This window comes from Silvibacterium sp. (genome assembly GCF_047605705.1).
Classification (GTDB): Bacteria; Acidobacteriota; Terriglobia; order Terriglobales; family Acidobacteriaceae; genus Silvibacterium.
The window spans coordinates 1-26,612 of the sequence record NZ_JASGFD010000030.1 but is presented as its reverse complement, the minus strand read 5'-3'; the positions used below and the strand labels follow the sequence as shown (position 1 = coordinate 26,612).

General features: G+C 64.7%; 17 protein-coding genes. 6 read left to right on the top strand and 11 right to left on the bottom strand.

Going from position 1 to position 26,612, the window contains the following annotated elements; translation table 11 throughout:
• Positions 1-144 precede the first annotated feature (144 nt).
• Positions 145-1,704: a DUF6798 domain-containing protein gene (locus QM649_RS12135; RefSeq protein WP_415199309.1), complete on the top strand. Its 1,560-nt coding sequence runs from the start codon at positions 145-147 to the stop codon at positions 1,702-1,704.
• A gap of 246 nt (positions 1,705-1,950) precedes the next feature.
• Here the strand turns inward: QM649_RS12135 and QM649_RS12130 are convergent, their stop codons facing one another.
• From QM649_RS12130 to QM649_RS12120, 3 genes are all read right to left on the bottom strand, one after another.
• Positions 1,951-2,850 (bottom strand): hypothetical protein, encoded by a 900-nt coding sequence (locus tag QM649_RS12130; protein WP_415199308.1) that lies wholly within the window; start codon positions 2,848-2,850, stop codon positions 1,951-1,953.
• A gap of 231 nt (positions 2,851-3,081) precedes the next feature.
• A complete protein-coding gene (locus QM649_RS12125) occupies positions 3,082-3,984 on the bottom strand; it encodes a hypothetical protein (protein ID WP_415199307.1) in 903 nt (300 codons plus the stop codon).
• A gap of 126 nt (positions 3,985-4,110) precedes the next feature.
• Positions 4,111-4,347 (bottom strand): hypothetical protein, encoded by a 237-nt coding sequence (locus QM649_RS12120; RefSeq protein ID WP_415199306.1) that lies wholly within the window; start codon positions 4,345-4,347, stop codon positions 4,111-4,113.
• A gap of 55 nt (positions 4,348-4,402) precedes the next feature.
• Here QM649_RS12120 and QM649_RS12115 point away from each other — a divergent pair, with 55 nt between their 5' ends.
• Together QM649_RS12115 and QM649_RS12110 are read left to right on the top strand one after the other, a co-directional pair.
• Positions 4,403-6,934 carry a glycosyl hydrolase family 28-related protein gene (locus QM649_RS12115; RefSeq protein ID WP_415199305.1) on the top strand — a complete coding sequence of 844 codons (2,532 nt, stop codon included), beginning with the start codon at positions 4,403-4,405 and terminating at the stop codon, positions 6,932-6,934.
• A 303-nt stretch (positions 6,935-7,237) separates the two neighbouring features.
• The gene (locus QM649_RS12110) at positions 7,238-7,774 is read left to right on the top strand and encodes a tetratricopeptide repeat protein (RefSeq protein WP_415199304.1); all 537 of its coding nucleotides are present in this window, start codon (positions 7,238-7,240) and stop codon (positions 7,772-7,774) included.
• Positions 7,775-7,825: 51 nt separating this feature from the next.
• Here QM649_RS12110 and cmk read toward each other — a convergent pair whose 3' ends face one another.
• The 8 genes from cmk to QM649_RS12070 form a co-directional block, all read right to left on the bottom strand.
• A complete protein-coding gene (gene cmk / locus QM649_RS12105; protein ID WP_415199303.1) occupies positions 7,826-8,518 on the bottom strand; it encodes a (d)CMP kinase in 693 nt (230 codons plus the stop codon).
• Entirely contained in the window at positions 8,515-10,854 is a 2,340-nt protein-coding gene (locus QM649_RS12100) for a hypothetical protein (protein ID WP_415199302.1), read from the bottom strand. Before QM649_RS12100 ends, cmk begins: the two co-directional genes overlap by 4 nt.
• Positions 10,855-10,910: 56 nt before the next feature.
• Entirely contained in the window at positions 10,911-12,935 is a 2,025-nt protein-coding gene (gene mutL, locus QM649_RS12095) for a DNA mismatch repair endonuclease MutL (protein ID WP_415199301.1), read from the bottom strand.
• Between the two features lie 170 nt (positions 12,936-13,105).
• The gene (pyk, locus tag QM649_RS12090; protein ID WP_415199300.1) at positions 13,106-14,614 is read right to left on the bottom strand and encodes a pyruvate kinase; all 1,509 of its coding nucleotides are present in this window, start codon (positions 14,612-14,614) and stop codon (positions 13,106-13,108) included.
• Positions 14,615-14,734: 120 nt separating this feature from the next.
• On the bottom strand, positions 14,735-15,604 hold the full coding sequence (locus QM649_RS12085; protein WP_415199299.1) for a YihY/virulence factor BrkB family protein: 870 nt from the start codon (positions 15,602-15,604) through the stop codon (positions 14,735-14,737).
• Positions 15,605-15,615: 11 nt separating this feature from the next.
• Complete coding sequence (locus QM649_RS12080; RefSeq protein WP_415199298.1) at positions 15,616-16,074, bottom strand: thioredoxin family protein; 459 nt, start codon at positions 16,072-16,074, stop codon at positions 15,616-15,618.
• Between the two features lie 122 nt (positions 16,075-16,196).
• The gene (locus QM649_RS12075) at positions 16,197-17,081 is read right to left on the bottom strand and encodes a hydroxypyruvate isomerase family protein (protein ID WP_415199297.1); all 885 of its coding nucleotides are present in this window, start codon (positions 17,079-17,081) and stop codon (positions 16,197-16,199) included.
• 5 nt (positions 17,082-17,086) lie between these two features.
• Positions 17,087-18,040, bottom strand: a complete 954-nt coding sequence (locus QM649_RS12070; protein WP_415199296.1) for a VOC family protein — start codon at positions 18,038-18,040, stop codon at positions 17,087-17,089.
• A gap of 124 nt (positions 18,041-18,164) precedes the next feature.
• Between QM649_RS12070 and QM649_RS12065 the strand changes: the two genes are divergently transcribed.
• From QM649_RS12065 to QM649_RS12055, 3 genes are all read left to right on the top strand, one after another.
• Positions 18,165-20,795 (top strand): PP2C family protein-serine/threonine phosphatase, encoded by a 2,631-nt coding sequence (locus QM649_RS12065; RefSeq protein ID WP_415199295.1) that lies wholly within the window; start codon positions 18,165-18,167, stop codon positions 20,793-20,795.
• 401 nt (positions 20,796-21,196) lie between these two features.
• The gene (gene mfd / locus QM649_RS12060) at positions 21,197-24,751 is read left to right on the top strand and encodes a transcription-repair coupling factor (protein WP_415199294.1); all 3,555 of its coding nucleotides are present in this window, start codon (positions 21,197-21,199) and stop codon (positions 24,749-24,751) included.
• A gap of 27 nt (positions 24,752-24,778) precedes the next feature.
• Complete coding sequence (locus QM649_RS12055; RefSeq protein ID WP_415199293.1) at positions 24,779-26,548, top strand: DUF885 domain-containing protein; 1,770 nt, start codon at positions 24,779-24,781, stop codon at positions 26,546-26,548.
• The last annotated feature ends 64 nt before the right edge of the window (positions 26,549-26,612 follow it).

Here is a 26,612-nt window from a genome sequence, read left to right as displayed (position 1 = left end):
TGACACTTCGAAGGCAAATTTGGTGCGGACCCCTTTTGGGCCCGCTGCGTCCAAAGCCCCCTGCCATCGCGTCTAAAAGTCAGTCCGCCCGGAGGTCCCCCAGTCAGTGCGGGTTAGAATAAGTTTTCACTTTTTCGGGCTTCCTTGATTTCTCTTCTGATCGCCTCCGCTCCCGCTCCACCCGCTGTTGCCCGGCCCCGTCAGGCATTTCATGCGAAGGTCGCTCCGCGTCCCGTTGCTATCTGGGCCGGCATTGCCCTGCTGACGCTCGCTGTCCTCCTGGTTCATGGCTGGCATCCCTGGGCGGACGATGCCGGCATCTATGACGCCGGCATCCTGCACCTGATGCACCCGGAGCTGTATCGCCCCGACGCGCAGTTCGTCGCCGCGCACACGCATCTCTCGCTCTTCGCGCATGTGCTGGCCGCGCTGGCCGCATGGACACACCTGCCGCTGCCGCTGCTCCTGCTCGTGACCCACCTGGTCTCGATCGTGCTCTTCCTGCTGGCCTGCCGTGCGGTCGCACAGCGGCTCTTCGCACGCACAGCGGAAGTGTGGTGCGCCACTGCGCTGGCCGCTGCATGCTTCACGCTTCCCATTGCGGGCACCTCGCTGTTCCTGATGGACCCCTACGTCACGGCGCGTTCGTTTTCGACTCCGCTCAGCCTCTTCGCGCTGGCGGCGATCCTCGGGCATCGCTGGGGACGAGCGGCGCTGCTGCTGGTGCTGGCCATTCTGCTGCATCCGCTGATGGGCCTGTATGCGGTCACGTTCCTCGCCCTGCTCGCGCTGGTCGAGCTCGGTTTCCCGCGCGGAGCGATCCTGCTGGCGGCGGAATACGTGACAGGCGCCTTGATCCTGTTCCTCATCAGCCTTCGCACCCATGCCACAGCCGCCTATCACCAGGCCGTGGGCAGCCGTGTCTACCTGCTGCCATCCCGCTGGGAGCCGTGGGAATGGCTGGGTCTGGTAATGCCCGTGATTCTCTTCCTGTTGGCCGCCCGCAATTCTCAGGTATCACCCGGCATTCGCCGCCTCTGCGGCACCGCCGTGCTCAGCGCGGTTACATTTGTCGCTCTCAGCGTGCTCTTCGTGCACCCGGCGGGATCCATGCTGCTGGTCCGGCTCCAGCCGCTGCGCAGCTTCCACCTGCTGTACGCCATCGGAGTGCTGCTCCTGGGCGGGCTGCTGGGCCACGTGAGCTTTTCGTCCGTGCATGGACGCCGGGCACGGGCCATGGCCTTCATCCTGGTCGCCGTGGTGGCTTCGATCTTCTATCAAAGCCAGCGCAGCACCATGCCCTTCTCTGCGCACATCGAATGGCCGGGCCTGAAGCCGCGCAACCCCTGGTCGCAGGCCTTCCTTTGGATCGCGCACAACACGCCCAGGGATGCGGTCTTCGCCTCCGATCCCGATCTCGTCCTCCTGCCCGGAGAAGACACCCAGAGCTTCCGCGCCGCGGCCCGGCGCAGCCTCCTCGCCGACTACAAGGATGAGGGCGTGGCGGTCGTCTTCCCCGAACTCGCCGACTCCTGGCATCGCCAGTACGCGGCCCAGGAAGGCATCGAGAGCATGACCGACGCCGAGCGCCTCGCACGGCTGCGGCCTTTCGGCGTGCAGTGGCTGCTGCTGCCGATCCACACCCCGACCGGCTTCGACTGCCCCTACCGGAACATCGCCGCACAAGTCTGCCGGCTGCCGTAAACAGGGCTCAAGGCTCAAATAGAAGCGTAAGCCGGAGCGCGACCAAAGGGAGCGGAGGCCGAAGGCGAATCGCCTTGCGCGCAGCAGCTGGGTGCCCCACGTCTCGACGTTGAGACGTGGGATTGCAGTGTTCTTAGGGCGCCCCACGTATGCTCGAAGCTGGCGTAAGCGGAAGCAAAACAAAAGCAAAGCGGCTCCGGAAATCCGGAGCCGCTTTCTGTTTTCAGGCTGTTTTACTGCCGAGCGCTACTTCACCGTCAGAGTCACGTCCACGGAGTGCGTGGTCACCGTGCTGTCGTTGTTGCCGACGGCCTCGATGGCGATGGTGTAGGTACCGGCTGCGGTACCACCGGTGGGCGACGGTCCCTTATTCAGATAGGCATAGCGAGCCGAGCAGGCAGTCAGGCCGAAGGAGCCGGCTGCGAGCAGAGCGAAAACGCCCACCATGCGGAAGAACCCGGCATTGCGGCGGCGCAGCGCGCCAAGACCGGCCAGTGCCAGGATTCCAGGCCCGGCAAAAGCCCAGACCGTGCGCTGCGACGAACCAGGGGCACCGAGGCGGGACAAATTGCCCGAAGCCGCGGTGGTCTGGATCTGCAGCGTGCTGGTCACAGCCGTCGTGCCAGTCGGCGTGACCGTCGACGGGCTGAAGGTGCAGGTCGTCGTCGCAGGCTGGCCGGAGCAGGAGAGCGTCACGATCTCGGAGAAGCCATTCTCGGGGGTGACGGTCACCGTGGTGGTGACATAATCGCCGGCGGTCGTCGACAACGACGAGGGGCTGGCGGTCACGGTGAAGTCGGCAACTCCGGAGGAGTCGGCCGGCGACACGGAGATGCTCTGCGAGGAGACAGCCGCGCCGGTGGAGTCGTGGTACACCGCGTTGATGCTGGTGGTCTTCGGGGGCAGGCTATCGACCTTGATGGACGCCTCGCCATCGGTCACAACCGCCGAGCCGAGCGAGCCCTTGGCCGTTTCGAAGCTCACGGTGCCGCCGGAGACGCTGTCTCCGGTGGCCTCAGCCACGCGTGCCGTATAGACCAGCTTGGACTTGCCGCTGTCGTCGGTTTCCCGGGCCGAAGAGACCTGAAGCCGTGTCTCGGCATGCGCCTGAGCCGTAAAGCCCAGACCCAGTCCGGTTGAGATCATCCATGCCGCCAAAGCCAGGCCCGCGTGCCGCTTTCCGGATCGCGCGCAGTTGCTACGCCTCAACCACTGCCAATTCATTCTTCGGATTCTCAGTTCTCTCAAGAAACATTCCGGCCGACAGACGCCTGCGCCAGATTCTCATTGTATCTGACGCGATGCGACTTCCGGCTGCGGGATGAAGCGGCCACCGCCATTGTTGTCCCGGTGGCCGCTCTGAGAGTTAGACTCCGCTCACTGCAATTGGATGGAATGCGCCAGACGAAAAGTCATGACCGTCTCGGCCGGGATCTTGATATCCCGGTTTCCGGTGAAGGCCGCGCCGAGGGTTCCGGCTCCACCGCCAGCCAATCCGCCCACCAGGAGACCGACGCCGCCGGTGGCTACGCCGCCCACCAGCATGCCCAGGCCCGCGCCGCCGCCGATAAAGGCCGCGCTCCGCTTGCCCTTGCCCTTCTTGGTGCGCACATCCGTGGCCGTGGCGATGCGATAGTGGTGGCCGTTGACGTCGATGCCGACCAGCGTCAGTTCAAGCACGGAGCGGCCCTTGAAGTGGCCGCGGCGATGGGCTTCGAGGATCTCACCGCTGGCCAGCGAGCCGGTGGGGATGAGGGTTGCGCCGTCCACGATGACCGGCTCAGCGATCACACCGTGGAAATGGTCGCCGGCATGGGCGTGCTTCACATCAATGGTCTGGTCGAGGCGGATACGCAGCGGGGTTCCGGCGGCCACGCTCACCACCGGCACGGGAGCCGGGGCCGGCGGCGGCGGAGCCTGCTGCTGGGCTACGGCAGGATTCGCGGGTGCGGGCGAGGGAGCGGCCGCTGAGGCGGCAGGTGGAGCGGGCACCGGCTGAGCAGGAGCAGCCGACGCCGCAGGAGCAGGCTGACCCGCCTGCGCAGCCGGAGCTGCATTTTGCCCGGGAGTTGCCAGCGTATTGCTGGCCTCCTGCTGGGCCACAGAGTCCTGAGCCGCGCCGGTGGGCTGAGCCGGGCTGCTTTTTGCTGCATCGTTCTTGTGGCAGCCGGACAGGCCTACAGTCAGGACCAGCATGGCGGCCAGCATCACGCCTCCGGCGCGCAGCCGCGTTTTCTGCAATCCTGCCGTTTGCGGGGTCTTCCAACGTACTGAGAACATTCGATCTTCTCCTTTTTCACTGCCGACGCAAAGTTTGGATGCGGTTCTGACCCCCTTAAGCCGCCTGTTGCACTGACTCCGGACATCCTGCGCCCGCGCCGCCCTCAGCCGGGCGGGCGCGGCGCTTTAGAAGACGTAGCCGAAAGCCACCAGCGCAACCCCGCAGACCGTCCAGTGCGTGCCGTGCGGCGTTATCGCGCCGACGGCGATCAGCGCCACGCCCACCGCGTAAGCCAGCCGGTTCAACAGCCCCTCCTCCTGCTCTGCCAGCGGAACTTCATGGATCCTGTCCATTGCCATGCCCTCCTGATCTGCCTTCAGCATCGCCCCGAAGAGCCTCCAGGCGGCAGAGAGTCTGGTCATGAAAAGCGTCTGACAGATGTCACCCGCACCTACACTGGGCAGGAGGATTCACTCCATGCGCCTTCTTCGTCCGGCCATCCCGGGGCTGCTTCTGGCCGTGCTGCTTCTGGCCGCGCTCCTCGCGCCCGCAACCCTGCTCGCGCAATCTCCGGACGGTGCGCAAATTGCACTGTCGCAGGCCCGGATTCAGTCCGATTCCGCCCCGATCAGCAAATTTCCCCGCGTGAATGTGCTGCACCGCGACTTCGGATCCTCCTGCCCGAACGCCGCCGACCCAACCGGCATACAGGACTCGACCTGCGCGCTCCAGGCGGCCATCGACTACGCCGATGCGCGGACGATCGGCGGCCAGCTCGCCTCGGTCTATCTGCCGGCCGGGAACTATCGCCTGACAAAGAGCCTGCGCCTGCCCTACAGCCTGCAGGTGCTCACTGACGGCCCTACGGCTTCGGCGCTCACGCTGGCCCCGGGTGTACGCACGAACGCCATCACCGTCTATCCGCCCGCACACGGCAGCCCGGACCCATTCCTCTGCTCGGGCGGCATCGACGGCCTGATGATCGCGGGCAGCGGCCACGAAAACACCGGCACGCTGCTCGAGGTGATCGACGCGCCCGGCTACCGGCTCAGCAACATAAAGCTGTACAACTCCGGCGGACGCGGACTGGCGCTACTCGGCTCTTCCGAACGCATCGAGTCCAACAACCTCGAGATCGACGCGGTGCGCTGGCCGATCGTGATGACGGTCAACACCAACGAAGATCACTTCTACAAGACCAACATCGAAGACCCCGGCATCGCCGCCGATGGCTACTGCTTCAACGTGAACTGCGTCGACGGCCGCTTTCCCGAGCCGAACGCCAGCCACCCCACGCCGATCCGCCCGGATCCGCATGGCGCGGTGTGGATGAGCGGCGCCGATGTCGCCTTTTACGGTGGATCGATTAAGACGCTCGAGTATCAGCCCGCCTTCCACGTCGCCATCTCGGAGGCGAATACCATCGCCAACTTCTATTTCGAGGACTTTCCGCACGCGGATCGCCCGGTGCTGAACGCAGGCGTGATCGTGGGCGGTGTCTATCCCTCGACCAAGCTCTCCGCGCCTCTCGCAGCCGACTGCGCCTCCGGATGCTCCGCCGCTGTGGAGGATACGAGCTGGTTCCCCGACTATGCCTCGGAGCCCGGCGATGTGAAGCGTTTCCTCGGCGACACCTGCTACGAGCAGGAATGGATCATGCCGTCGGACTTTGTCTGGGGCGATTCCTCGCCGTCGTCCGCCGTGCCGGGAGTGGCGCGCGGCCAGTACGAAAAGGCATGCGTGGCAGGCATGGCAGGCGACGGCCGCATGTACTTTGCCCAGCGCCATATCGCCACGGGGCCGCTGGCCTCGACCGCACCTGCGGGAGTCACCTGGCCGGCCGGCTCGATCGTGCACATGATCGACAACACGCTGAACTATGGCAGCGGCCTGACGCTGCTGACCAATCACTTCAGCGGCATCGTCCCCGGCGGCAAGGGCTACGCCGCGCAGTGCGACGACAGCGGCGTGAACACCTGCGGCAGCATCATCGCGGGCGTGATTCCCGATGGCTATTTCTTCAGCGGCGCAAAGAAGACGAACTCAGCCACAGCGCCCGGGCAGGCGTTGCTCACCCTGATCGGCAATACCTTCTTCACCGGCGGTCCGGAGCCGCTGGGCATGGGGTTCATCAAGGCGCACTCCAGCGCGGTCCTCAACATCCTGAGCGCGCCGGAAGGGGCAGCCTTCCGCCTGCAGACCAGCTCCGTGCTGCATGGCGTGGAAGGCGAGACGGGCCTGCTGCCACTCGTGCATGCGGCAACCTATCCCAACGGCGACACCGCGCAGGTCGTGCTCTCGCGCCCCGATGCGGCCGGGTGGATCAACACCTATCACGGCTTCTATGAGCAGGCGGTCTCCACCATCGATGGCGAGCTGGGTACGAACCCGGGCAGCGATTCGGCAAAGGGTCACCAGTTCGCGAGCTCCTCCTGCTGGTTCGACACGGGCACGCCGCAAAGTCCGCACGCGGCGCACCGCTTCTGCCTGACAGGCAGCCCCGGCGCGACAGCGGGATGGCAGTTCGACCGCTGGGATGGCAAGGCATGGGTCAGCACCTTCTCCGTGACCGATGAAAATGGGCAGGGGCATGTCCGCCTGAACGGCAGCCCGTTGCAGGGAGCATCGAATGGCAAAGCCATCGGCAATGCCACGGCATGCAGCTTCGATCGCGACGGCCTTACGTCCCCGCTGGCGAAGCAGCCTGTCTGCACCGTGCCGCGCACCGGGACCTATGAGATCACGCTGAATGCTCGGGCCTCGACCGTGGGTGCATCCGGCCGTCTCGATGCCGTGCGGGTCTCCGTCGTCACCGCTCCGGGCGCAGGCATGCAGAGCTGCGCGACCAGCGCGGCCGTATCTTTGACAGCAGGCTCGACGCAGCAGTTCGCCGGCCCGTGCACACTGCACATCGAAGCCGGGCAACCGGTGACCGTCTCAGCCGAGACCTCGGCGATCGCAGGCGGTGCCGCGTACGGCGTCTCAGTGCTGGTCAGGCAGGTGCAATAACTGCTGCGCGCAGGGCGATCCGCCTTCGGCCTCCGCTCCCGCTGGCCGCGAAAAGGCATCTGTCATTCCGACCGGAGCGAGACGTTTTCCGTCCTGCGGCCGCTTCGGTCGGAATGACAGTTTGTCTTTGTCGACGAAAGAACCCCGGGTGCCCCACGTCTCGACCTTGAGACGTGGGATTCGCAGTTTGTCGACAATGGCCCACCCAGGCCCGGTGTTGGCTTGAGTGGGGAAGCACGAACCACTCCTTGCAGACGTTTCAGGGCTTGAGAGCGCATTACAAATCGTGCAAGAATGCCGGCCATGGCGAGCGTCGAAGAACTGATGACGAACGGCTACGAGGCGCGGCGCGATGACCGTCTCGAGGATGCCCGCCAATGCTTCGCCCAGGCCGTGGCCCTCAGCCGGGTCAGTCCGCACACGCAGAAGGATCTGGCTCGCTCCCTGAATGGCCTTGCCCAGATCGAGCGCGATGAGGGACGGAACGAGCACGCGCAACGATGTTACGAAGAGGCCTCTGCTCTTCTGCGCCAGATCGACGAACCCCTGCGGCTGGCGCACACGATACGGCACCTGGCGGATGTGCTGCGGCACCGCGACGATACTGCCGCAGCGGAAGCCTCTTACGCGGAAGCACTGGCGCTCTATCGCTCGAACCCGGACACTCCGCCCCTCGACCTCGCAAATCTGCTGCGCGGCTATGCCCTGCTCAAAACGAATATGGGCCAGAGAAGCGAAGCCGCATCGCTATGGAGCGAGGCAGGCGCGCTGTACAAAGGTTGCGGCATAGAAGCCGGAGCCGCAGAGAGCCGGCGGCAGATCGAGATGCTCTCCGCATAGAAAAAAGCCGCATCGCGAACGATGCGGCCTCTCTACTTCCTACCCACCTGCTTACACCTTCGCCAGATCGGCGACGCGTTTCTGCACAATCGACTCGATGCGGGCGAGCACCTGGTCGAGGGTGAGGCTGGTGGAGTCGACGAGGATCGCATCGTCTGCGGGACGCAGCGGCGACTCAGCGCGGTTGCGGTCACGCTGATCGCGCTCGCGCAGCTCCTTCAGCACAGCCTCAGGCGTCACTTCACTCGCGGTCGCGCCACCTGTCTGCTCGTAGCGACGCTGGCTGCGAGCCTCCGGTGAAGCATCGAGGAAGAACTTGAGGTCGGCATCCGGGAACACTACCGTCCCGATATCGCGGCCTTCCATCACCACGCCACCGGCAGAGCCCAATTGCCTTTGAAGCTCGACCATCCAGGTGCGGATGGCAGGATGGACGCTGACCTTCGAGGCCGCCTGCGTGACCTCTGGCTCGCGCACCTGCCCAGTGACGTCTTCTCCATCGAGCAGAACGCGATTGCCGGCAGGCGTCGGCTCGAGGCCGATCCGCGTGCCGGAGGCCAGCGTTTCCAGCGCCGCGGCCTCGTCAAGAGACGTGCCGGTCCGCAGAGCCTTGAGAGCGAAGGCGCGATACATTGCGCCCGTCTCCAGATTCAGCAGCTCGAAGTGCGCGGCCAGGTGGCGGGCGACGGTGCTTTTGCCCGCGCCCGCCGGTCCATCAATGGCAACGATGAGGCGACGGCTCATTCCCCGCCCTCACGGCGGGGCTTGAAACCACCCAGACGCGGCTTGAAGCCACCCGGCTTGCCCTTGAAGCCGCCACCCGGTTTACCGCCGGGACGGGACTTGAAACCACCGGGCTTCGCGCCGAAACCTGGCTTGCCGCCGGGCTTAAAGCCACCCGGCCGGCCGCCCGCACGCGGACCCGACTTGAAACCACCCGGCTTGCCACCGAAGGAGGGACGGCCTTCGCCACGGGGCTTGAAGCCGCCGCGCTCGCCACCTTCTCCACCTTCACGGCGGGGCGGACGGCCCTCGCCACGATCGCGGAAGAAGGGACGCTTCTCGCCATCGCCGCCTTCGCGCTTCTGGAAACCGCCGGGCTTGCGATCAAAACCAGGCTTGCCACCGAACTTCGGACGGTCGCCGAAACCACCGGGCTTGCGGTCAAACTTCGGACGGTCGCCAAACTGGGGACGGTCGCCACGGTCACGGAAGAACGGACGCTTCTCGCCATCGCCGCCTTCACGCTTCTGAAAACCACCGGGCTTGCGATCGAAACCAGGCTTACCACCGAACTTGGGACGATCGCCGAAGCCACCGGGCTTGCGGTCAAACTTCGGACGGTCGCCAAACTGGGGCCGGTCGCCACGATCGCGGAAGAACGGACGCTTTTCGCCATCGCCGCCTTCTCGCTTCTGGAAGCCACCGGGCTTGCGATCAAACCCAGGCTTGCCACCGAACTTCGGACGGTCGCCGAAGCCTCCGGGCTTACGGTCAAAGCCGGGCTTGCCACCAAACTGCGGGCGGTCGCCACGATCGCGGAAGAACGGACGCTTCTCACCATCGCCGCCATCGCGCTTCTGGAAGCCGCCGGGCTTGCGATCGAAACCAGGCTTGCCACCGAACTTCGGACGGTCGCCAAACTTGGGACGATCGCCGAATGCAGGACGGCCACCGAAGCCGGGCTTACGCTGGAAGCCGCCACGGCGCTCGCCACCCTCTTCGCCTTCACGGCGGAAGCTTGGACGGTCCCCATCCTCGCGGCGCTGGAAGCCGCCGGGCTTGCGATCAAACCCAGGCTTGCCGCCGAAACGGGGACGATCCCCGGCGCCGGGGCGATCCCCAAACCTGGGACGGTCGCCAAATGCAGGACGGCTGCCGAAACCGGGCTTGCGCGGCCCGAAGCCGCCAGGCTTGCGGTCGCCGAAGCTCTTTCTTGCGGCAAAGCCTTCGCCCTCGCGGCGGGGACGGAAGGAGCGCTCACCAGCTTGCTCGCCACCCTCGGCTTCGCGGTTCTGACCTTCTTCGCGATTTTTCCAGGGCTCGGCTTCGCCGAAACCGGCGCGGCGCGGCGGACGCTTGCCACCATCGGCATCGCGGCGGAAGGCAGGCTTGCGGTCGAAGCCGCCGGACTTGCCATCGCGCGGCTTGAATTCGCGCTTGCCTTCGAACTTGCGGGCGGGCTTTTCCGCGCCTTCAGCACCCTCGGCAGCGCCTTCGGCCTTCACTTCCGCCGCAGGCTCGACATCCGGGAACTCGGGCAGCGTGCCGGCGATGTAGAGCACCGACTGCGTGCCGGCCGGGGCCATCGAGAGCTGGCGGGTTGCGGTGAGGCCGTTCACGGTCTCGCGGACCTTCGAGCGAGCGGTCAGGGGCGAGAGGAAGATTTCGATCTCCTCGTCCTCGGCGGCGATGACCTGCTCGAGATAGATGGACACCATGGCCGAGAGCGCGGCGGTCTGCGAGAGGCGGCCGGAGGCGGCGAGCTGGTCCTTAAACTTTTTCTGGGTCTGGCTCCAGCCGGTCTCTTCCTCGGTCTTGTAGGTCGGCAGAACGCGCAGGCTTCCCCACAGATCGAGCAATCCGCGCAGCACGGCGGATTCGGTGATCTGGCGGCCCATGGCGCCCTGCAGCTCTTCCACCGTCAGGGTCTGGTCCTTCTCGAGCAGCTTCCAGAGGCCGATCATCATCGGCGGCGTCAGGCCGCCCGGCTCGGACTTCCAGTCGCGGGTGCCACGGAGGCTGTAGACGTAGGGGAAGGTCTCCTTCGAGGCCAGGAAATCGGGCGTCTCGGAGGGTCCACCGAACAGGTTCAGAGGGACAGCGTGACCATCGGCGACGAGGCGGCGCATGAGCGCGGCAGCGTTCTCGATGGCTTCGCGGCCGGGCGTCTCATTCGGCTCGCCCATGGTCGCCTCGACGAAGGAGGGAGCGGGAGCCTGAAAATGTACGCGGCGCGGGAGATAAAGGCAGAGACCGGCCCAGTCGAGCCACGCGCGGGCATCTTCTGCGGTCAATAACGGGTTTGCGGACTGGCGCCAACGTTCGCGCCGGGCCGCCTGAAGCTGTTCGGATGTCAAAGAGGACCTTCTTCTGAGTCGAGCGGGATGCGCGATGGAGCCGATCTGGTCTGGCTCTAAATACGCTGGAAAGCCCGCTGGATGTCTTTCCAAGAATATCGCAAAGCAATGGGGCGGCCATGCGGGCAGCTGGTCGGATGCTCCGTTTTGGCCAGTTCGGCCAGCAGCCACTCCATTCGCTGGATGTCCAGCGGCATGTTCACCTTGATGGCGGCGTGGCAGGCGATGGAAGCGGCGATCCGGGTGCGCATGGCGTCGAGATTCTCGCGCTGATCGCGCTCCCCGGCCTGTTCCAGCACCTCGGCCAGCATTCTCTCGAGCTTTTTGCCCTCGAGACCGATAGGCGCGGCCTTGATGGCGATGGTCTGCGGGCCAAAGGGCTCCGCCTCGAAGCCATTGCGCTCCAGCTCCTCGGCGATGGTCGAAAACAGGACCATCTGGTGCGGCTGGAGATCGATGAGCAGGGGCATGAGCAGGCGCTGGCGCTCGACCTTCTCCACCTCGCGCTCGCGCAGGATCTTCTCGAAGAGCACGCGCTCATGGGCAACGTGCTGGTCGATGATCCAGAGCCCCTCGTCGTTCATGGCGACGATGAAGGACTCGCGCAGCTGGCCGAGCGGCTTGAGCGAAGCCAGCGAATGCAGGCTGGCGACCGGCTCGCCTTCGCCTAGATCGTCAATCGGGGGCAGCTCGCAGCTGTGGCGCTGTGTCCGGATCTGCGTCTTCGCAGCATCCGCCAGCGCCGGGGAGACCGCATACGCGCTCGTTTCCGTCAGCGCAGCGATCACCACCTTCTCGGCCTGCGCGAAGGGTAGATGGACTGGCTGAGCCGGCAGCTCCGGTTCTGTGAGCTGAAACGGAACACTCTCGGCACGCAGAGTGTCGTCATTCGCCTGCGGCTCGCTACCGTCTCCTGTATTTCCGTCTTCGGGACTGCCGGGCAAGGGCGACGTCGCCGGCAGGAACGAGGGCGAGGCGTGCGGATTCGCAGTAAGCGCGGAGAGGAAGCTGGCCGCCGGACGCGCTTGCATCAGCGTGGTGCGGATGGAATCACGCACAAAGTCGTGGATAGCCGCCTGCTGGCGGAAGCGCACCTCGGTCTTCGCCGGGTGAACGTTCACGTCAACCTCGTGCGGCGGCATCTCGAGGAAGAGCAGCACGACCGGGAAGGACGTAGGCGGAATGACGTTACGGTAGGCGTCACTGACCGCGTGCAGGATGAGGCGGTCGCGCACCAGCCGCTGGTTCACGAAGACATAGATGGAGTTGCGATTGAGCTTCTGCAGCTCAGGCTTCGAGACGAAGCCGGTCATACGCAGCATGCCGGGATCGGGCGGCGTCCAGTCCTCGTCGCGACGCCACGGCGGCGGCTCGGGCAGGCCCGCGCGATCGAAGGAGCGTTCGGCAGCGGTGGGCATAAGCTGGTCGAGCATATCGCGGCCGAAGATCTGGAAGATGCGCTCGGAGGGCTTCGCCACCGGCGGCGCGATCAGCAGGGCATGGCTCGCGGAGTGCAGCTCGAAGTGCTTGTCCGGATGGACGAGGGCGTAATGCGTCACCAGCGCGGTCACGTGCGAGAGTTCGGTATTCTCGCTGCGCAGAAACTTGCGGCGCGCGGGCGTATTGAAGAAGAGATCGCGGATGGTGAAGGTGGTTCCGGCGGGCAAACCGGCGTCTTCGACGCGGATCAGCTTGCCGCCGACGATCTCGAGCCGGGTGCCGTGCGCCTCATCGGCGGCGCGGGTTTCGAGCTCGAGACGCGCGATGGAGGCGATGGACGGCAGCGCCTCGCCGCGGAAGCCAAGCGTAGAGATCGAAAGCAGGTCGTCGGAGGTGCGAATTTTCGACGTCGCGTGGCGCTCGAAGGCCAGCAGCGCGTCGTCGCGCTCCATACCGTGGCCATTGTCGACGATGCGGATGAGCTTGCGTCCCCCGCCCTCGACCTCGACGCGGATCTTCGTGGCCCCGGCGTCGAGCGCGTTCTCGAGCAGCTCCTTGACGACGGAGGCGGGTCGGTCGACCACCTCGCCCGCGGCGATCTGGTTGGCGACCTGGTCGGAAAGAATGCGAATGCGGCCCATCGTTCTCCTACAAAAGCTGAAGACTTCTGTTTTATCCCATGCGGGGCTCGAGCAGGCATCCACGTCCCCCACTCAAGTCAAAATCGAGCTTGAATGGGCCACCCTCAGATCCGTGACAAATGCGGAAAGGCGGCCGAAGCCGCCTTTCCTGTCATGCCTTAGGAACCGAACTACTTTGCCGAGGCCGTTGCCAGCTCTTCAGCTTCCTGAGCTACCTGGTCGCCCAGGACGTGCAGGCGGAGGAAGTTGGTCGAGCCGGTCTTGGTGCGGGTGCCGGCGACGATGCCGATGATGTCCTGGCAGCGCGCGTAGCCCTTCTCCTCGAGCAGGCGCTCGGCCATGGCCACCATCTCTTCGGTGGTCGCGGCCTTGTCGCACAGCAGCGGGGTGGTACCCCAGAGCAGGTTCATGCGGTTGATGACCGTCTCCGTGCTCGAGAGCGCGAAGATCGGCGGAACCGGGTGATACTTCGAGAGCTGGCGGGCGGTGGTGCCGGTCTCGGTGAAGACGGCGATCGCGCGCACGTCGAGATCCTGGGCGGCGTGAGCCATCGATTCGCAGATGGTCTCGGAGACCGTCAGGCGCACGTTTTCAGGACGGCTCTGGTGTGCCGGGATGTCGTTCAGGTGCGATTCGGTCTCGACGATGATCTTGGCCATCATCTTGACCGCTTCGACCGGGTACTTGCCGGCGGCGCTCTCGGCCGAGAGCATCACGGCATCGGTGCCGTCATAGATCGCGTTGGCGACGTCGCTGGCTTCGGCGCGGGTCGGGCGCGGATTCTCGATCATCGACTCGAGCATCTGCGTCGCGGTGATGACCGGCTTGCGCCAGGACGAGGCCTTGCGGATGATGAGCTTCTGGATCGCGGGCACCTTCTCGGGCGGAACTTCCACGCCCAGATCGCCGCGGGCGACCATGATGCCGTCGGTCACTTCCATGATCTCGTCGAGATTATCGATGGCCTGCGGCTTCTCGAGCTTGGCGACAACCCAGGCGTCGGAGCCGAGTCCGGCGATGCGGTCCTTGACCAGGCGAACGTCTTCCGCGGTACGCACGAAGGAGACGGCGATGGCGTCGACACCGGCCTTGATGGCGAAGTCGAGGTCTTCCGCGTCCTTTTCGGTCAGCGCCGGCACCTTCACGGGGATGCCGGGCAGGTTGATGCCCTTGTTCTCACCGAGCACGCCGCCGTTGATGACGGTACATTCCACGTCCTCCCCCTTGACCGCGGTCACGTGCAGCTCGATGAGGCCATCGGAAAGCAGAATGCGGGCGCCGGCTTCGAGGTTCTCGGCCAGCGTCACAAAGGTCGTCGAGATCACCTGCGTGTTGCCGGGGATGTTGCGGGGGGTGATCGTCAGCGGCTGGCCGGCCACCAGGGTGATCGGCGTGCGGTTCTCAAGCTTGCCGGTGCGGATCTTCGGACCCTGCAGATCGGCCAGGATGCAGATCGAGCGGCCTTCCTCGGCGGCGACCTTGCGAACCATGTCGATCAGGGCCTGCTTCTCCGAGTGAATGCCGTGCGAGAAGTTGAGGCGGGCGACGTCCAGGCCTGCCCGCACCAGTCCCCGAAAAACCGATTCCTGATTCGAGGCCGGTCCAAGCGTACCGACGATCTTCGCGCGTCGCGGCTGCCCTTCAAGCGGCAGACCCAACCCCGTTACTGAAGTGTTCATCCATCCCCCAACTGCAATGTGTGTTTGTTGATTTCTAATCCCGATTACGCTTTCACCCTTGCAGCGGGCGAAACCCTGTCTATTTTAACAATGCATCGCCGATGGGTTAAGAACGGCCGGTTAAGCTTCGCCATCCCGGGGCGGGACCAGCGGATAAATCTGGGCGTTGAACTCGGCTCCGAGCAGGATGATGAACGACACCATGTAGAGCCAGACCAGCGTCGCCACCCCGGCCCCCAGTGATCCGTAGACCACCGAGTAGTCCGCGTAGCGGGTCAGGTACCAGCCATAGACCAGCGTGGCCAGGAACCAGGTGAAGGTGGCCAGCATCGCCCCGGGGACGACGTGCCGCCAGCGCCGGCGGCGCGGCGTGCCGAAGTGATAAATGACGCCCAGCACCATGATGCTGGTGGCCAGCGCGATCGCCCAGCGCAGGATCCGGCCGGCCAGGATCACGTAGAACTGGAAGGTGTGATCGGCGTTGTCGATCATCCACAGTTCGATGAGATGGCCGAAGGCTACCAGTCCGGAGGCGAAGATCATGGGCACGAGCGTGGCCGGAACCAGCGCCGCGGCGACCAGCCGCTCATGCCAGAAGCCCCACTCGTTGCGCGGCAGCCGGTAGGCGCGGCGGAAAGACTCCATCAGCGAGAGCATCATGCCCATGGAGGCGCCCAGCATCACCGTCGACGAGGTCCATACCAGCCGGATCGAACGCGCATGGTTCGACTGGAAGTACGACTGCACCAGGCTCATGGTGTCGGCGGGCAGCAGCTCGGAGAGCCCCTGGCGCAGGTCGCCCCGGAAGCTGTCCGTCTCCGGACTGAGCGCGAGCAGGGTGGTAAGCACCAGCATCGCCGGAAAAAGGCTCAGGATCGCCGAATAGGCCGCGGCCTTGGCGTTCGTGAAGGCGCTATGGGAAAACGCGCTCCACGCTGCCCGGCGCAGGTGGTGAAAGAGCTTTACCGGCGTGAAATCGCTGTTTCGCAATCGGCTGGAAGCTACCGCTTGGGTTTCCATTGGTTGAGGAACTCGGTCACCGAAGACGGATCCATACGGCGCATGGACTCGAACTCACCGTTCTTCTGGCTATAGAGCAGCTTGCCGTTCTCATCGAGAACCGCCAGCGCGGGCACGCCCTTGTGGAGAGGGATCTCGTAACGCTCGGCGATATCGGTATTGGCGTCGAAGTGGCCCACGTTCACGTCGACCAGCACGAAGTTCTTATCGAGCAGCGAGAGGTTCGGCTCCTGGTGGAAGTAGATGTTCAGCACCTTGCAGTCGCCGCACCAGTTGCCGCCGAAGTCGAGGATGATGTTCTTGTGCTCGGCATGCGCCTTCTTGATGGCGGCTGCGAGCTCGCTCGACGCGCCGGAGGGATCGGGATAGATCTGCGCCTGCTGGCCCGGTACGAACTGCGCATGCGCGTAACCCGCGCCCATCGACAGCATCGCCGCCATTCCCATGATTCCTGCAAGCCGAGCAACCTTCCGCATCCTGCCTCCGATTCCGTTCCCTCTAAGAAATAACCGCGTACCGGGAGTTCTTCCCAGAATGCCATATACAGGGTGCAAACGTACGGCTAAACATTGCAGATCGCCACGGCCTGGCGCAGAGCCGTCTCCGCATCGCCGGTGGGCTGGAACTCGTGCGCCACGTAGCCCTGGAAGCCGGTGGCCGCGATGGCCCGCATGACGGCCTCATACTGAATCTCCTGCTCGGGGCCGATCTCGTGGCGGCCGGGAACGCCGCCGGTGTGGAAGTGGCCGATCGATCCGATGCTGTTGCGGATGGTATCGATCAGGTCTCCTTCCATGATTTGCATGTGGTAGATGTCGTAGAGCAATTTCACCCGCGGGGAGGCGACCTCCTCCATCACGCGGACGCCCCACGCGGTGCGGTCCGCCATGTAGTCGGGATGATTGATCTTGCTGTTGAGCAGCTCGAGGCAGATGGTGACGCCATGGTCCTCGGCGATTGCCTTTACGCGGTTGAGGCCGAGAACGGTGTTCGCCGCTCCCTGCTCGTCGGACATGCCCCGTCGATTGCCGGAGAAGGTGATGACGTTCGGGACACCGGCCTTCGCGGCAAGCGGGATGTTTTTCCGGAAAGCGGCCTCGATGGCCGCATGATTCTCCACGCGGTTCAGGGCATCGGAGATGGTGCCTCCACCGGCATAGCCCATGGTGCAGATGAGGCCGTGGCGGCGCGGAATCTCGTACTCCTCCAGCTCCAGCAGATCGACGCCGAGAAGACCGAGGCGGACGGCCATGGCCGAGAGCTCGTCGACGGAAAGCTGCGCATAGCACCACCGGCAGACGGACTGGCGGATACGCCCGGCCAGCACAGGGCGGGCGACGCCGGGCTGCGCCTCACCCGGGCCCGGCCACGCGCCCATTCCTACGCCCACTCCCGCTCCCAGGCCATACCGCGCGCCCGCCTCCAGAAAAAGCCTCCGCGAAAGCATCGGCGCTACTCCGCGGGAACCGGCGGGTTCGGCGCGGTGAAGGGTGAGCGGCAGGGCTTTTCGACCGGCTCATACTCCATCAGCTCGACGCGGGTGCCATCAGGATCGAAGAGGTTGAACTGCCATTTGCCGTCCTTGCCGAGCTGCATCGGGCTATGTTCCCCGTGAATGCGGTCTCCGGCATCGAGAGTGGTCACGGCCTTTTCCATGTTCACAACGCCGATGGAGAAGTGATTCAGCACGCCAAGCTGCTTCTGCGAGACATCCTGAATGCCGCTGCCCGATGGTCCGCTGGTGAGCATGTACTCCAGCCAGTCATGGCCATCCGGCACCTCCTGCGAGACCCAGTCCACGGTGCCGGGCTTCATGCCGCCGAACCAGTACGGGCGAAACCCGAGCAAGCCACGATAGAAAGCATCCTCCGCGCCACGGCTGTGCACCAGCATGCCGACGTGGATGATGCGCCGCCCGATAGGGTTGGAGCCGGCATCACCGGCAACATCGCGGGACGCATCCGGCGGCTGCACGAACTGCACGGTGTTGCCTTCGGGGTCCTTCACGTCGAGCCAGAGGCTGCCGTCCGAAGCCTTCTCGACCGAGGACGGAACATGAACGCCGTGCGCCGCAAGATAGCCGCGCAGCGCCTCGGCGTCGGCGACGTTATAGGCAAGGTGATCGAGCCGGGAGTTGCCGCTCCCCGCAGGCAGGGGCAGCACTTCGACAAACTGCGTGGCATTGACGTAATAACGCGCGCCCGCAGGATTTTCAGGATCGCCCCGCTTCTCCAGGCCGATGTCGTGGACGTAGAACCTTTCGGCGCTGGCCGGGTTGGAAGCATAGACCGCGATGTGCGAGATTCCGGTGATCGCCGGACGGGCGGAATTCTGCGCCGGCGCCATCGCAACGAACGACGAAAACGAGGAGAGAAACAGCGTGAGCGAGATCAGGGGTGTTCGCATGGCAGAGCTCCGGAGCGCTCCCAATGTATCCGCTTCCTTGCAGTTGTGTCTGCCCGGAATCTACAACTTCACTGCCCGCTGACTCTCGGCCGCCCCCGGCACGATACTATGGACCCCAAACCTGATGCCCAAGCGACGTCCACCCCGCTCATCACGCCTCTCCCCTGCCGTGCTGCGGGTGCTGATCGCGCTGTTCGTTCTCGCCGGGCTCGGGTATTGGCTCGCGTTCGCTTCCGATTCGTGGGAATACCGGCTCCACCGCGACCGTCACGTGGCCCAGCCGCTCGACTTCGATGACGACTCGCTGCTGATTGATTCTGTGCGGCCGGAAGCGCAGTCGGCCGGGCTCCGAATCGGGCTCAGGATCACCGGTTTTAACGGCGCACCTTACTCCGGACTCTCGCAATGGACGGAGATCGAGGAAACAGCGCGGCCGGGCGACACACTGGACGTCGAGTTCGACCGGACGGACGGCTCGCACAGCATGGCGACACTGGCCTTCACCCCGCTCGAACGGGAAAATCCCGGCGTGGCCAACTGGGTTCTATTCCTGCGCGAGGTTCTCCTCAACCTGGCGCTGCCGCTGGTATGCCTGGGGATCGGCTGCTGGGTGGCGATGGCCAAGCCGCAGGACAAGAATGCATGGCTGGTGCTGCTGATGCTCAGCTTCCCCAGCACCATGCTCGAATCGGTGACGCACGCCTACGGGCTGGGGATCATCCTGCGCAGCCTTTGGGCGATGGTGCCGCAGCTGGGCGCGCCCCCCGCACTGCTGCTCTTCGGCATCTACTTTCCGGAGCGCTCCCGGATCGACGAGCGGCTGCCCTGGCTGAAGTGGATCATCGTCGCGCCCATCACGGCGTTTGCAGCCTTCTACTATCCGGCCCTGCTGCACGAATACTTCGTGGGCCCGCTCCTGCATCTGCGCCTGGCCATCAGCGTGGTCCGAGCGATGAACTTCCTCCTGCTTGCCTGCGTGATCCTGTTCCTGGTCTTCGCGCTGGACAAGCTGCGCTCGGCCTCCACCGCGGATGCGCGCCGCCGCCTGCGGGTCATGATCACCGGCATGGGCACGGGCCTGTTCGCGCTGCTGCTGGTGCTGGTTCTGCTGCCGCATTTCGGGATAGCCGACAGCAATAACCCCTCGCTGACGACCTTCTGGGTACGCTTTGCGGGGGTTGCCGTCTTCATGGTCGCGCCCTTCACCCTGGCCTACGTGGTGCTGGTACAGCGCGCCATGGACGTGCGGGTGATCCTGCGCGCGGGCACACGGTACCTGCTGGCGAAGGCCTTCCTGCTGGTGCTGCGCATCGTGCTCATCTCGCTGGCGGTCACCTGGCTGCTGGTGCCTGTCTTCTACAAGAAACAGCCGCAGCCCGCGGACCTGATCGGGGTCTTCATCTTCCTCGGGCTCATCCTCTTCCTGCGCTTCGTCCTCCGCGACCGCGCGCAGGCGTGGCTGGACCGCAGGTTTTTCCGCGAGGCCTACAACGCCGAGGTGGTGCTCAACGAGCTCTCCGACCAGGTGCGGCGTTTTACCGAGACCGGCCCGCTGCTTGAAACCGTAGCCCGCAAGATCGCCGAGACCCTGCACGTGGGCCAGGTGGCCGTCCTGCTGCGGCGCGGCGAGCTCTTCGAGCTGCAGCAGTCGATCGGCATCTCCACCTCTGGCGCGCTCGCGCTTTCACCGCAGGCCTCGAGCGTGCGCTATCTCGCCTCGACGAACGAACCGGCGCGACTCTATCGCGATGATCCCGACGCCTGGTACCTGATGGCGGGCATGGCCGAGCGCGACGCCCTGAACGGGATGAACGCCGAGCTGCTGCTGCCGCTGCCCGGCCGCAACCGCCTGATGGGCGTCATGGCGCTGGGCCCCAAACGCTCCGAGGCCGCCTATACGCGCACCGATATGCATCTGCTGCAGGCCGTGGCCACGCAGACCGGCCTCGCCATCGAGATTTCGGAACTGGCCCGCTCGCTGGCTACCGAGGCCGCGCAGCGCGAGCGCGTGAACCGCGAAATCGAGATCGCCCGCGAGGTGCAGGAGCGGCTCTTTCCGCAGACCATGCCGGAGCTGCCCGGCGCGACCCTGGCCGGACACTGCCGCCCGGCGCTCGGCGTGGGCGGCGACTACTACGACGTCTTCCCGCTCTCGGACGGCCGCACGGGTCTTGCGATCGGCGACGTGAGCGGCAAGGGCATCGCCGCGGCGCTGCTGATGGCGAGCCTCCGCGCCAGCCTGCGCGGAGTAACGCTAGACAATCCGCGCGACTTCGCCCGGCTGATGGACAAGGTGAACCGGCTGGTCTACGAAGCATCGGCCTCGAACCGCTACGCGACATTCTTCTTCGCCGCCTATGATCCCGCGACGCGCAGGCTCGAGTGCGTGAACGCCGGACACAATCCGCCGCTGATTATCCGGCGCAATCCCGAGGCGAACGGCGCGCATACGGTCATCCGCCTCGAAGCTGGTGGCCCGGTGGTGGGCCTGCTGCCCTTCGCGCCGTATACCGAGCAGACCGTGACGCTCGAACCCGGCGACCTGGTCCTGCTCTACACCGACGGTATCAGCGAGGCGATGACCCCCGAGGACGAGGAATGGGGCGAGGACCGGCTGATCGAAGCCGCCGATTGCTGCTGGGACAAGAGTGCCGGGGAGATCCTCGACCACCTCTTCCACGATGCCGACGCCTTCACCCGCGGCGCTCCCCAGCACGACGACATGACCCTGCTGGTGCTGAAGCTGGGGGATTAGGACAGAGTGCAGGGGATGGGGTGCAGGAAACGGCCACTCGTCCCGTGCCGGGCTCTTCCTTATCTTTCCTCTTTTCTAAAAGCTGTCATTCCGAACGAAGTGAGCGCAGTGGAGGGAGCTGCGGTTCTCTCTTCTGGAAAGAATGCGGGTGGCCCGTCCAAGCTTCGCTTTGGGCGGGAAGCAAGGATCGGCTTTGCATCTTTACGTTAGAAAGGCATCCCGCAGCGCGAAGAACCTCTGTGCCCTGTGTGTCCTCTGCGATGAATCCAGGATGCACGCTTCCCCACACAAGCCAACGACAGGCTTGTATGGGCCACCGTCGGCGGCAAGTCCCGCGACCAGAAGGAGCGAGGGCCGTAGGCGAGCCGCCCCACGCGCAGTGGCTGGTAAACTGAAGCCGCATGATCCTCCCTTTTGTCCGTGAATTACTTGCGGACCTGGAGACTTCTCCTGCGTTCGAACAGGCGCGACGGCATCTGGCCCTCGGCCGTGGGCGTCGTCGTGTCTCGGGGCTGACTTCCTCGGCCCGCGCCCTCTACATCCCGCTCTTCGCTCGCGCGGCCAACGTCCCGATCGTCATCGTGGTCCCGGACAATAAAGCTGCCGACGCCCTGCAGGTCGCATTGCAGGCGGGCTGCGATCTGACCGGCGCGATCGCGCCGAACCGCGTGCTCAAACTGCCGGCGCATGACGTGCTGCCCTTCGAGAATCTCTCGCCGCATCCGGAAATCCAGGAAGCGCGCGCCGCCACGCTGTGGAAGATGGCGACCGGCGCGGCCTCCATCGTGATCGCACCGGTGGAAGCCGCCGCGATGAAGCTCTTCCCCGCCCCGTTCTACGGTGGGCTGGCGCAGACACTGCGCCGCGGGGAAGAGGTCGACGTGGAAACGCTGATCCAGCACCTGCAAAGCGTGGGCTACACGGCCATGGACATCGTCGAGATGCCCGGGCAGTACACGCGGCGCGGCGGCATCCTCGACGTCTATTCCCCAGAGGCCGACCGGCCGGTGCGCATCGAGTTTTTCGGCGACGAGATCGAGACCATCAAGAAGTTCGATCCGGAAACACAGCGGTCTTCCTCCGCACTCGAAGAAGCCCGGCTGCTGCCGCTGACCGAGACGCCGGTGACCGAGCGCCTGCTGGCCTCAGTCCACACGCGGCTGAGCGGCGCGCGCATTGAGGCGGGAGACGACGCTGATCTTGTGGAACAGGCAATGGCCGCAGGCGGCGTGAGCGTCTTCCCCGGATGGGAGTTCTTCGCCAGCGTGGCCGGAGCCAAGGGCACGCTGATCGATCTGCTGCCCAAGAGCCTGCTCTTCGTGGACGAGCCGGCGATGGTGAAGAACCAGCTCGACCGCTGGTGGAACAAGATCGAGCAGCGCCACGAGCGCGCGAGCATCGGCTCGCTGATCCTCCCGGAAGATATCTACGAGCGGCCTGAGCTGCTCGAAGCCAAGCTGCAATCGCATCCCGGCCTTGAGCTCGACCAGTTGGGCGCGGTGGATGTGCTGGACGAAGACAACACGCTCGGCGAGATCGCCTTCCATTCGCGGCCCACGCTGCGCTTCCATGGGTCGATCCCCGCGTTTGTGGAGCAGGTGAAGCAGCTGATGCAGCAGGAGCAGCGCACGCTGCTGGTCGCGCCCAACCAGGGCGAGGTCGAGCGGCTTGCCAACCTGCTGCGCGAGTACGAGGTGCCCTATCGCCTCGGCAGCCGCCACCAGCACACCGGCAGCGAGAACATCCACGACGAATCGAGCTACCTCGCAGGCAGCGTGAAGGCGCCGGTCATCGTGCGCGCCAGCCTCTCCTACGGCGTAAGTCTGGTCGACGCAAACCTGACCATCTTCGGCGCGAACGACTTCTCCGATGACGCCGATGTGACGGCGCGCGTGGCACCGAAGAAGTCGAAGACCGCGGCCTTCGTCTCCGACTTCCGCGACCTGACGATCAACGACTACGTGGTGCACGTGGAGCACGGCATCGCGCAGTACATGGGCCTGAAGGAGATCGTGCAGGACGGTCTCTCCATCGAGTTCATGATCCTCGAGTTCGCCGAGCAGGCGCGTCTCTATGTGCCGCTCACGCGCCTCGACCTGATCCAGAAGTACCGCTCGACGGACGCCGGACCGCAGCCGATCCTCAATCGCCTCGGTTCGCAGCAGTGGGCAAAGACCAAGGCGCGCGTACGTAAGGCCATGGCCGATATGGCCGACGAACTGCTGAAGCTCTACGCTCAGCGCAAGTCCGCGCAGGGCCATGCATTCGCGCCCGACACCGAGTTCCAGCGCGAGTTCGAAGACGCCTTCGACTACAACGAGACCGACGACCAGCTCTCGGCGATCAACGACATCAAGCGCGATATGGAGTCGACGCTGCCGATGGATCGTCTGCTATGCGGCGACGTAGGCTACGGCAAGACGGAAGTGGCCATGCGCGCGGCGATGAAGGCCGTGCAGGGCGGACGCCAGGTGGCCGTGCTGACGCCAACCACTGTGCTCAGCTTCCAACACTACGAGACATTCAAGAAGCGCTTCAAGATGTTTCCGGTGAACATCGAGATGATCTCGCGCTTCCGGACGGCGAAAGAACAGAAAGTGATTCTGGAAAAGGCCGAGGCCGGCCAGATCGACATCCTCATCGGCACCCACCGCGTGCTTTCGAAGGACATCAAGTTCCAGGACCTGGGCCTGCTCGTTGTCGACGAAGAGCAGCGCTTCGGCGTCCGCCATAAAGAGCGACTGAAGCAGATGCGTCGGGAAATTGATGTGTTAACCATGTCGGCCACGCCCATCCCGCGCACGCTGCATATGTCGCTGGTGGGCCTGCGCGACATGAGCGTGATCGAGACGCCGCCCAAGGACCGCATGGCGATCCAGACCATCGTGGCAAAGTTCGATGAGAAGCTCATCCGCTCGGCAGTCGAGGTCGAACTCGAGCGCGGCGGCCAGATCTACTTCGTGCACAACCGCGTGGAAACCATCTACGAAATCGCGGCGAAGATCCAGGAGCTGGTGCCGGGCGCGCGCATCACCGTGGGTCACGGGCAGATGAGCGAAGGCGAGCTCGAAAAGGTGATGCTCGGCTTCATGAACCACGAATACGACATTCTTGTGGCGACTTCGATCATCGAGAACGGCCTCGATATTCCGCTGGCGAACACGATCATCATCAACCGCGCCGACCGCCACGGGCTGAGCGAGCTTTACCAGCTGCGGGGGCGCGTAGGCCGGTCGAACAGGCGCGCCTATGCGTACCTGCTGATCCCTCCGGAGCAGGAGCTGACGGAGATTGCGCGGCGCAGGCTTGCGGCGCTGAAAGAATTCTCCGACCTGGGCGCAGGCTTCAAGATCGCGGCCCTCGACCTCGAACTGCGCGGCGCGGGCAACATGCTGGGCGGCGAGCAGAGCGGCCACATCGAGTCGGTCGGCTTCGAGCTTTACACCACGATGCTCGAAGAGGCGGTGAGCAAACTCAAGGGCGAGGAGCGCGCCGAACGCGCACCCACGCAGCTTTCGCTCGGCATCGGCCTGCGCATCGACGAGAGCTACATCGAGGAAGAGAACCAGCGCCTGCGCATGTACAAGATCATCGCCGGGCTGGAGAACGAGGGCGCGCTCTCCGACACGCGTGCCGAGCTCGAAGACCGCTACGGGCCGATTCCCGACTCGGTGCGGCACCTGCTCGATGCGGCGCAGCTGCGCCTCGACTGCGAGAAGATCGGCGTGGCGCAGATCGACCGCAAGCGCGACATGCTGCACATCCGCTTCAAGGAGAGCGCGGCCATCGATCCCAGCCGCCTGATGAAGCTGGTAGCGCGCGCAGCCAAACGAGGCGCACAATTTACTCCGCAGGGCGTGCTCAAGTATCCGCTCGAGGGCTCGAAGCCGGACGATGTGCTGATCGAGATCCGTATGTTGCTCGAGCAGCTGGAACTGACGACCGTCACCGCATAGATATTCACTTCACGCAAGGAAGACCGTATGAATCGTCGCATTGCACCGCTTGTCCTGCTCGGAGGCCTGATGACCACAACCGCTCTCCACGCGCTCGCGACTCCTCCAGCCCCGGCGGCCGCCGAGCACTTCCGTTCGCTGGCCAGCCAGTACTTCACCGACGTGACCTTCCACTTCTCGCCGACCGCCGGCACCTCCGCGGGCCTGCACCAGTACGACGGGCTGCTCGAGGACTACAGCCAGGCCGAAGTGGAACGCGAAACCGCTGCGCTGCATGCATGGGAGGCGAAGTTCGACGCCGTCGACGCCTCGCAGCTCGATGAGAGCACGCAGGGCGATCTTGCGATGGTGAAAAACAACATCCGCGGTACGCTGCTGGAGCTCGAAGTCATCAAGCCGTGGCAGAAGAATCCGGACACCTACTCGAGCGGCATCACCGGCAGCGCCTTCTCGCTCATGGAGCGCAACTTCGCCTCGCAGGACGAGCGGCTGAAGTCGCTGGTCGAGCGCGAAAAGAAGATGCCCGCGGTCTTTGCCGAGGCGAAGAAGAACCTCACGAATCCGCCGAAGATCTACACCGAGATCGCGCTCGAACAGCTGCCCGGCCTCATCGACTTCTTCCAGCACGATGTGCCCGAGGCCTTCAAGGACGCGAAGGATCAGCACACCATCGACGAGTTCCACAAGACGAATGCCGCTGTGATCGCGGCGCTCGGCGAGTACGAGCAGTGGGTGAAGACCGACCTGCTGCCGCGCTCGAATGGCGACTTCCGCATCGGCGCCGATGCCTTCCAGAAGAAGCTGCAGTATGACGAGATGGTGGATCTGCCGCTCGACCACCTGCTCGACGTGGCGTATGCCGACCTGCACAAGAACCAGGCGAAATTCCAGGAGATCGCGAAGGAAGTCGATCCGAACAAGACGCCGCGCGAAGTGCTGGCCGAGCTGGCGACGATCCATCCCGCTCCGGACAAGCTGCTGCAGGCCTTCCATGACCGCTTCGACAGCGAGGTCGGCTTCATCCGCTCGCACCACATCATCACCATCCCCAGCGACGTGCAGCCGACGCTCGAAGAGACGCCGCCCTTCATGCGCGCGACCACGCAGGCTTCGATGGATTCGCCCGGCCCATTCGAGAAGCACTCGACGACGGCGTACTTCAACGTGACGCTGCCCGAGAAGGATTGGACGCCGGAGCACACGGCCGACTACATGGCCGCCTTCAACGTGGGCACCATCGTCAGCACCAGCGTGCATGAGGCCTTCCCCGGCCACTACGTACAGTTCCTGTGGGTGAACCACGGCAGCCTGAGCGAAGTGCGCAAACTGGTGACCTCGAACACGAACGTGGAAGGCTGGGCGCACTACTGCGAGCAGATGATGCTCGACCAGGGCTACGGCCAGCCGGGCGCGGGCGCCACCGATGCGCGCGAAGCGAAGCTGATCCGCCTTGGCCAGCTACAGGATGCGCTGCTGCGCGATGCGCGCTTCATCGTCGGCATCAAGATGCACACCGGACAGATGACGCAGGAGCAGGCCATCGACTTCTTCGTGAAGGAAGGCTACCAGTCGCGCTCGATCGGCGATGTGGAGACCAAGCGCGGCACCTCTGACCCGACGTATCTTTACTACACGCTTGGCAAGCTGCAGATCCTGAAGCTGCGTGCAGATGTGGAGAAGAAGGAAGGCGCGGCGTTCTCACTCCAGAAATTTCATGACGATTTCATGAAGCAGGGCGGAGCGCCGATCAAGATCGTTCGCCACGCAATGCTGGGTGACGATTCTCCCACGCTCTAGTTATCCCGACTAATGAGATGGTCCGCCGCTGTAACCCTCCGCTGAGGCGGAGGATGGTAGCAGC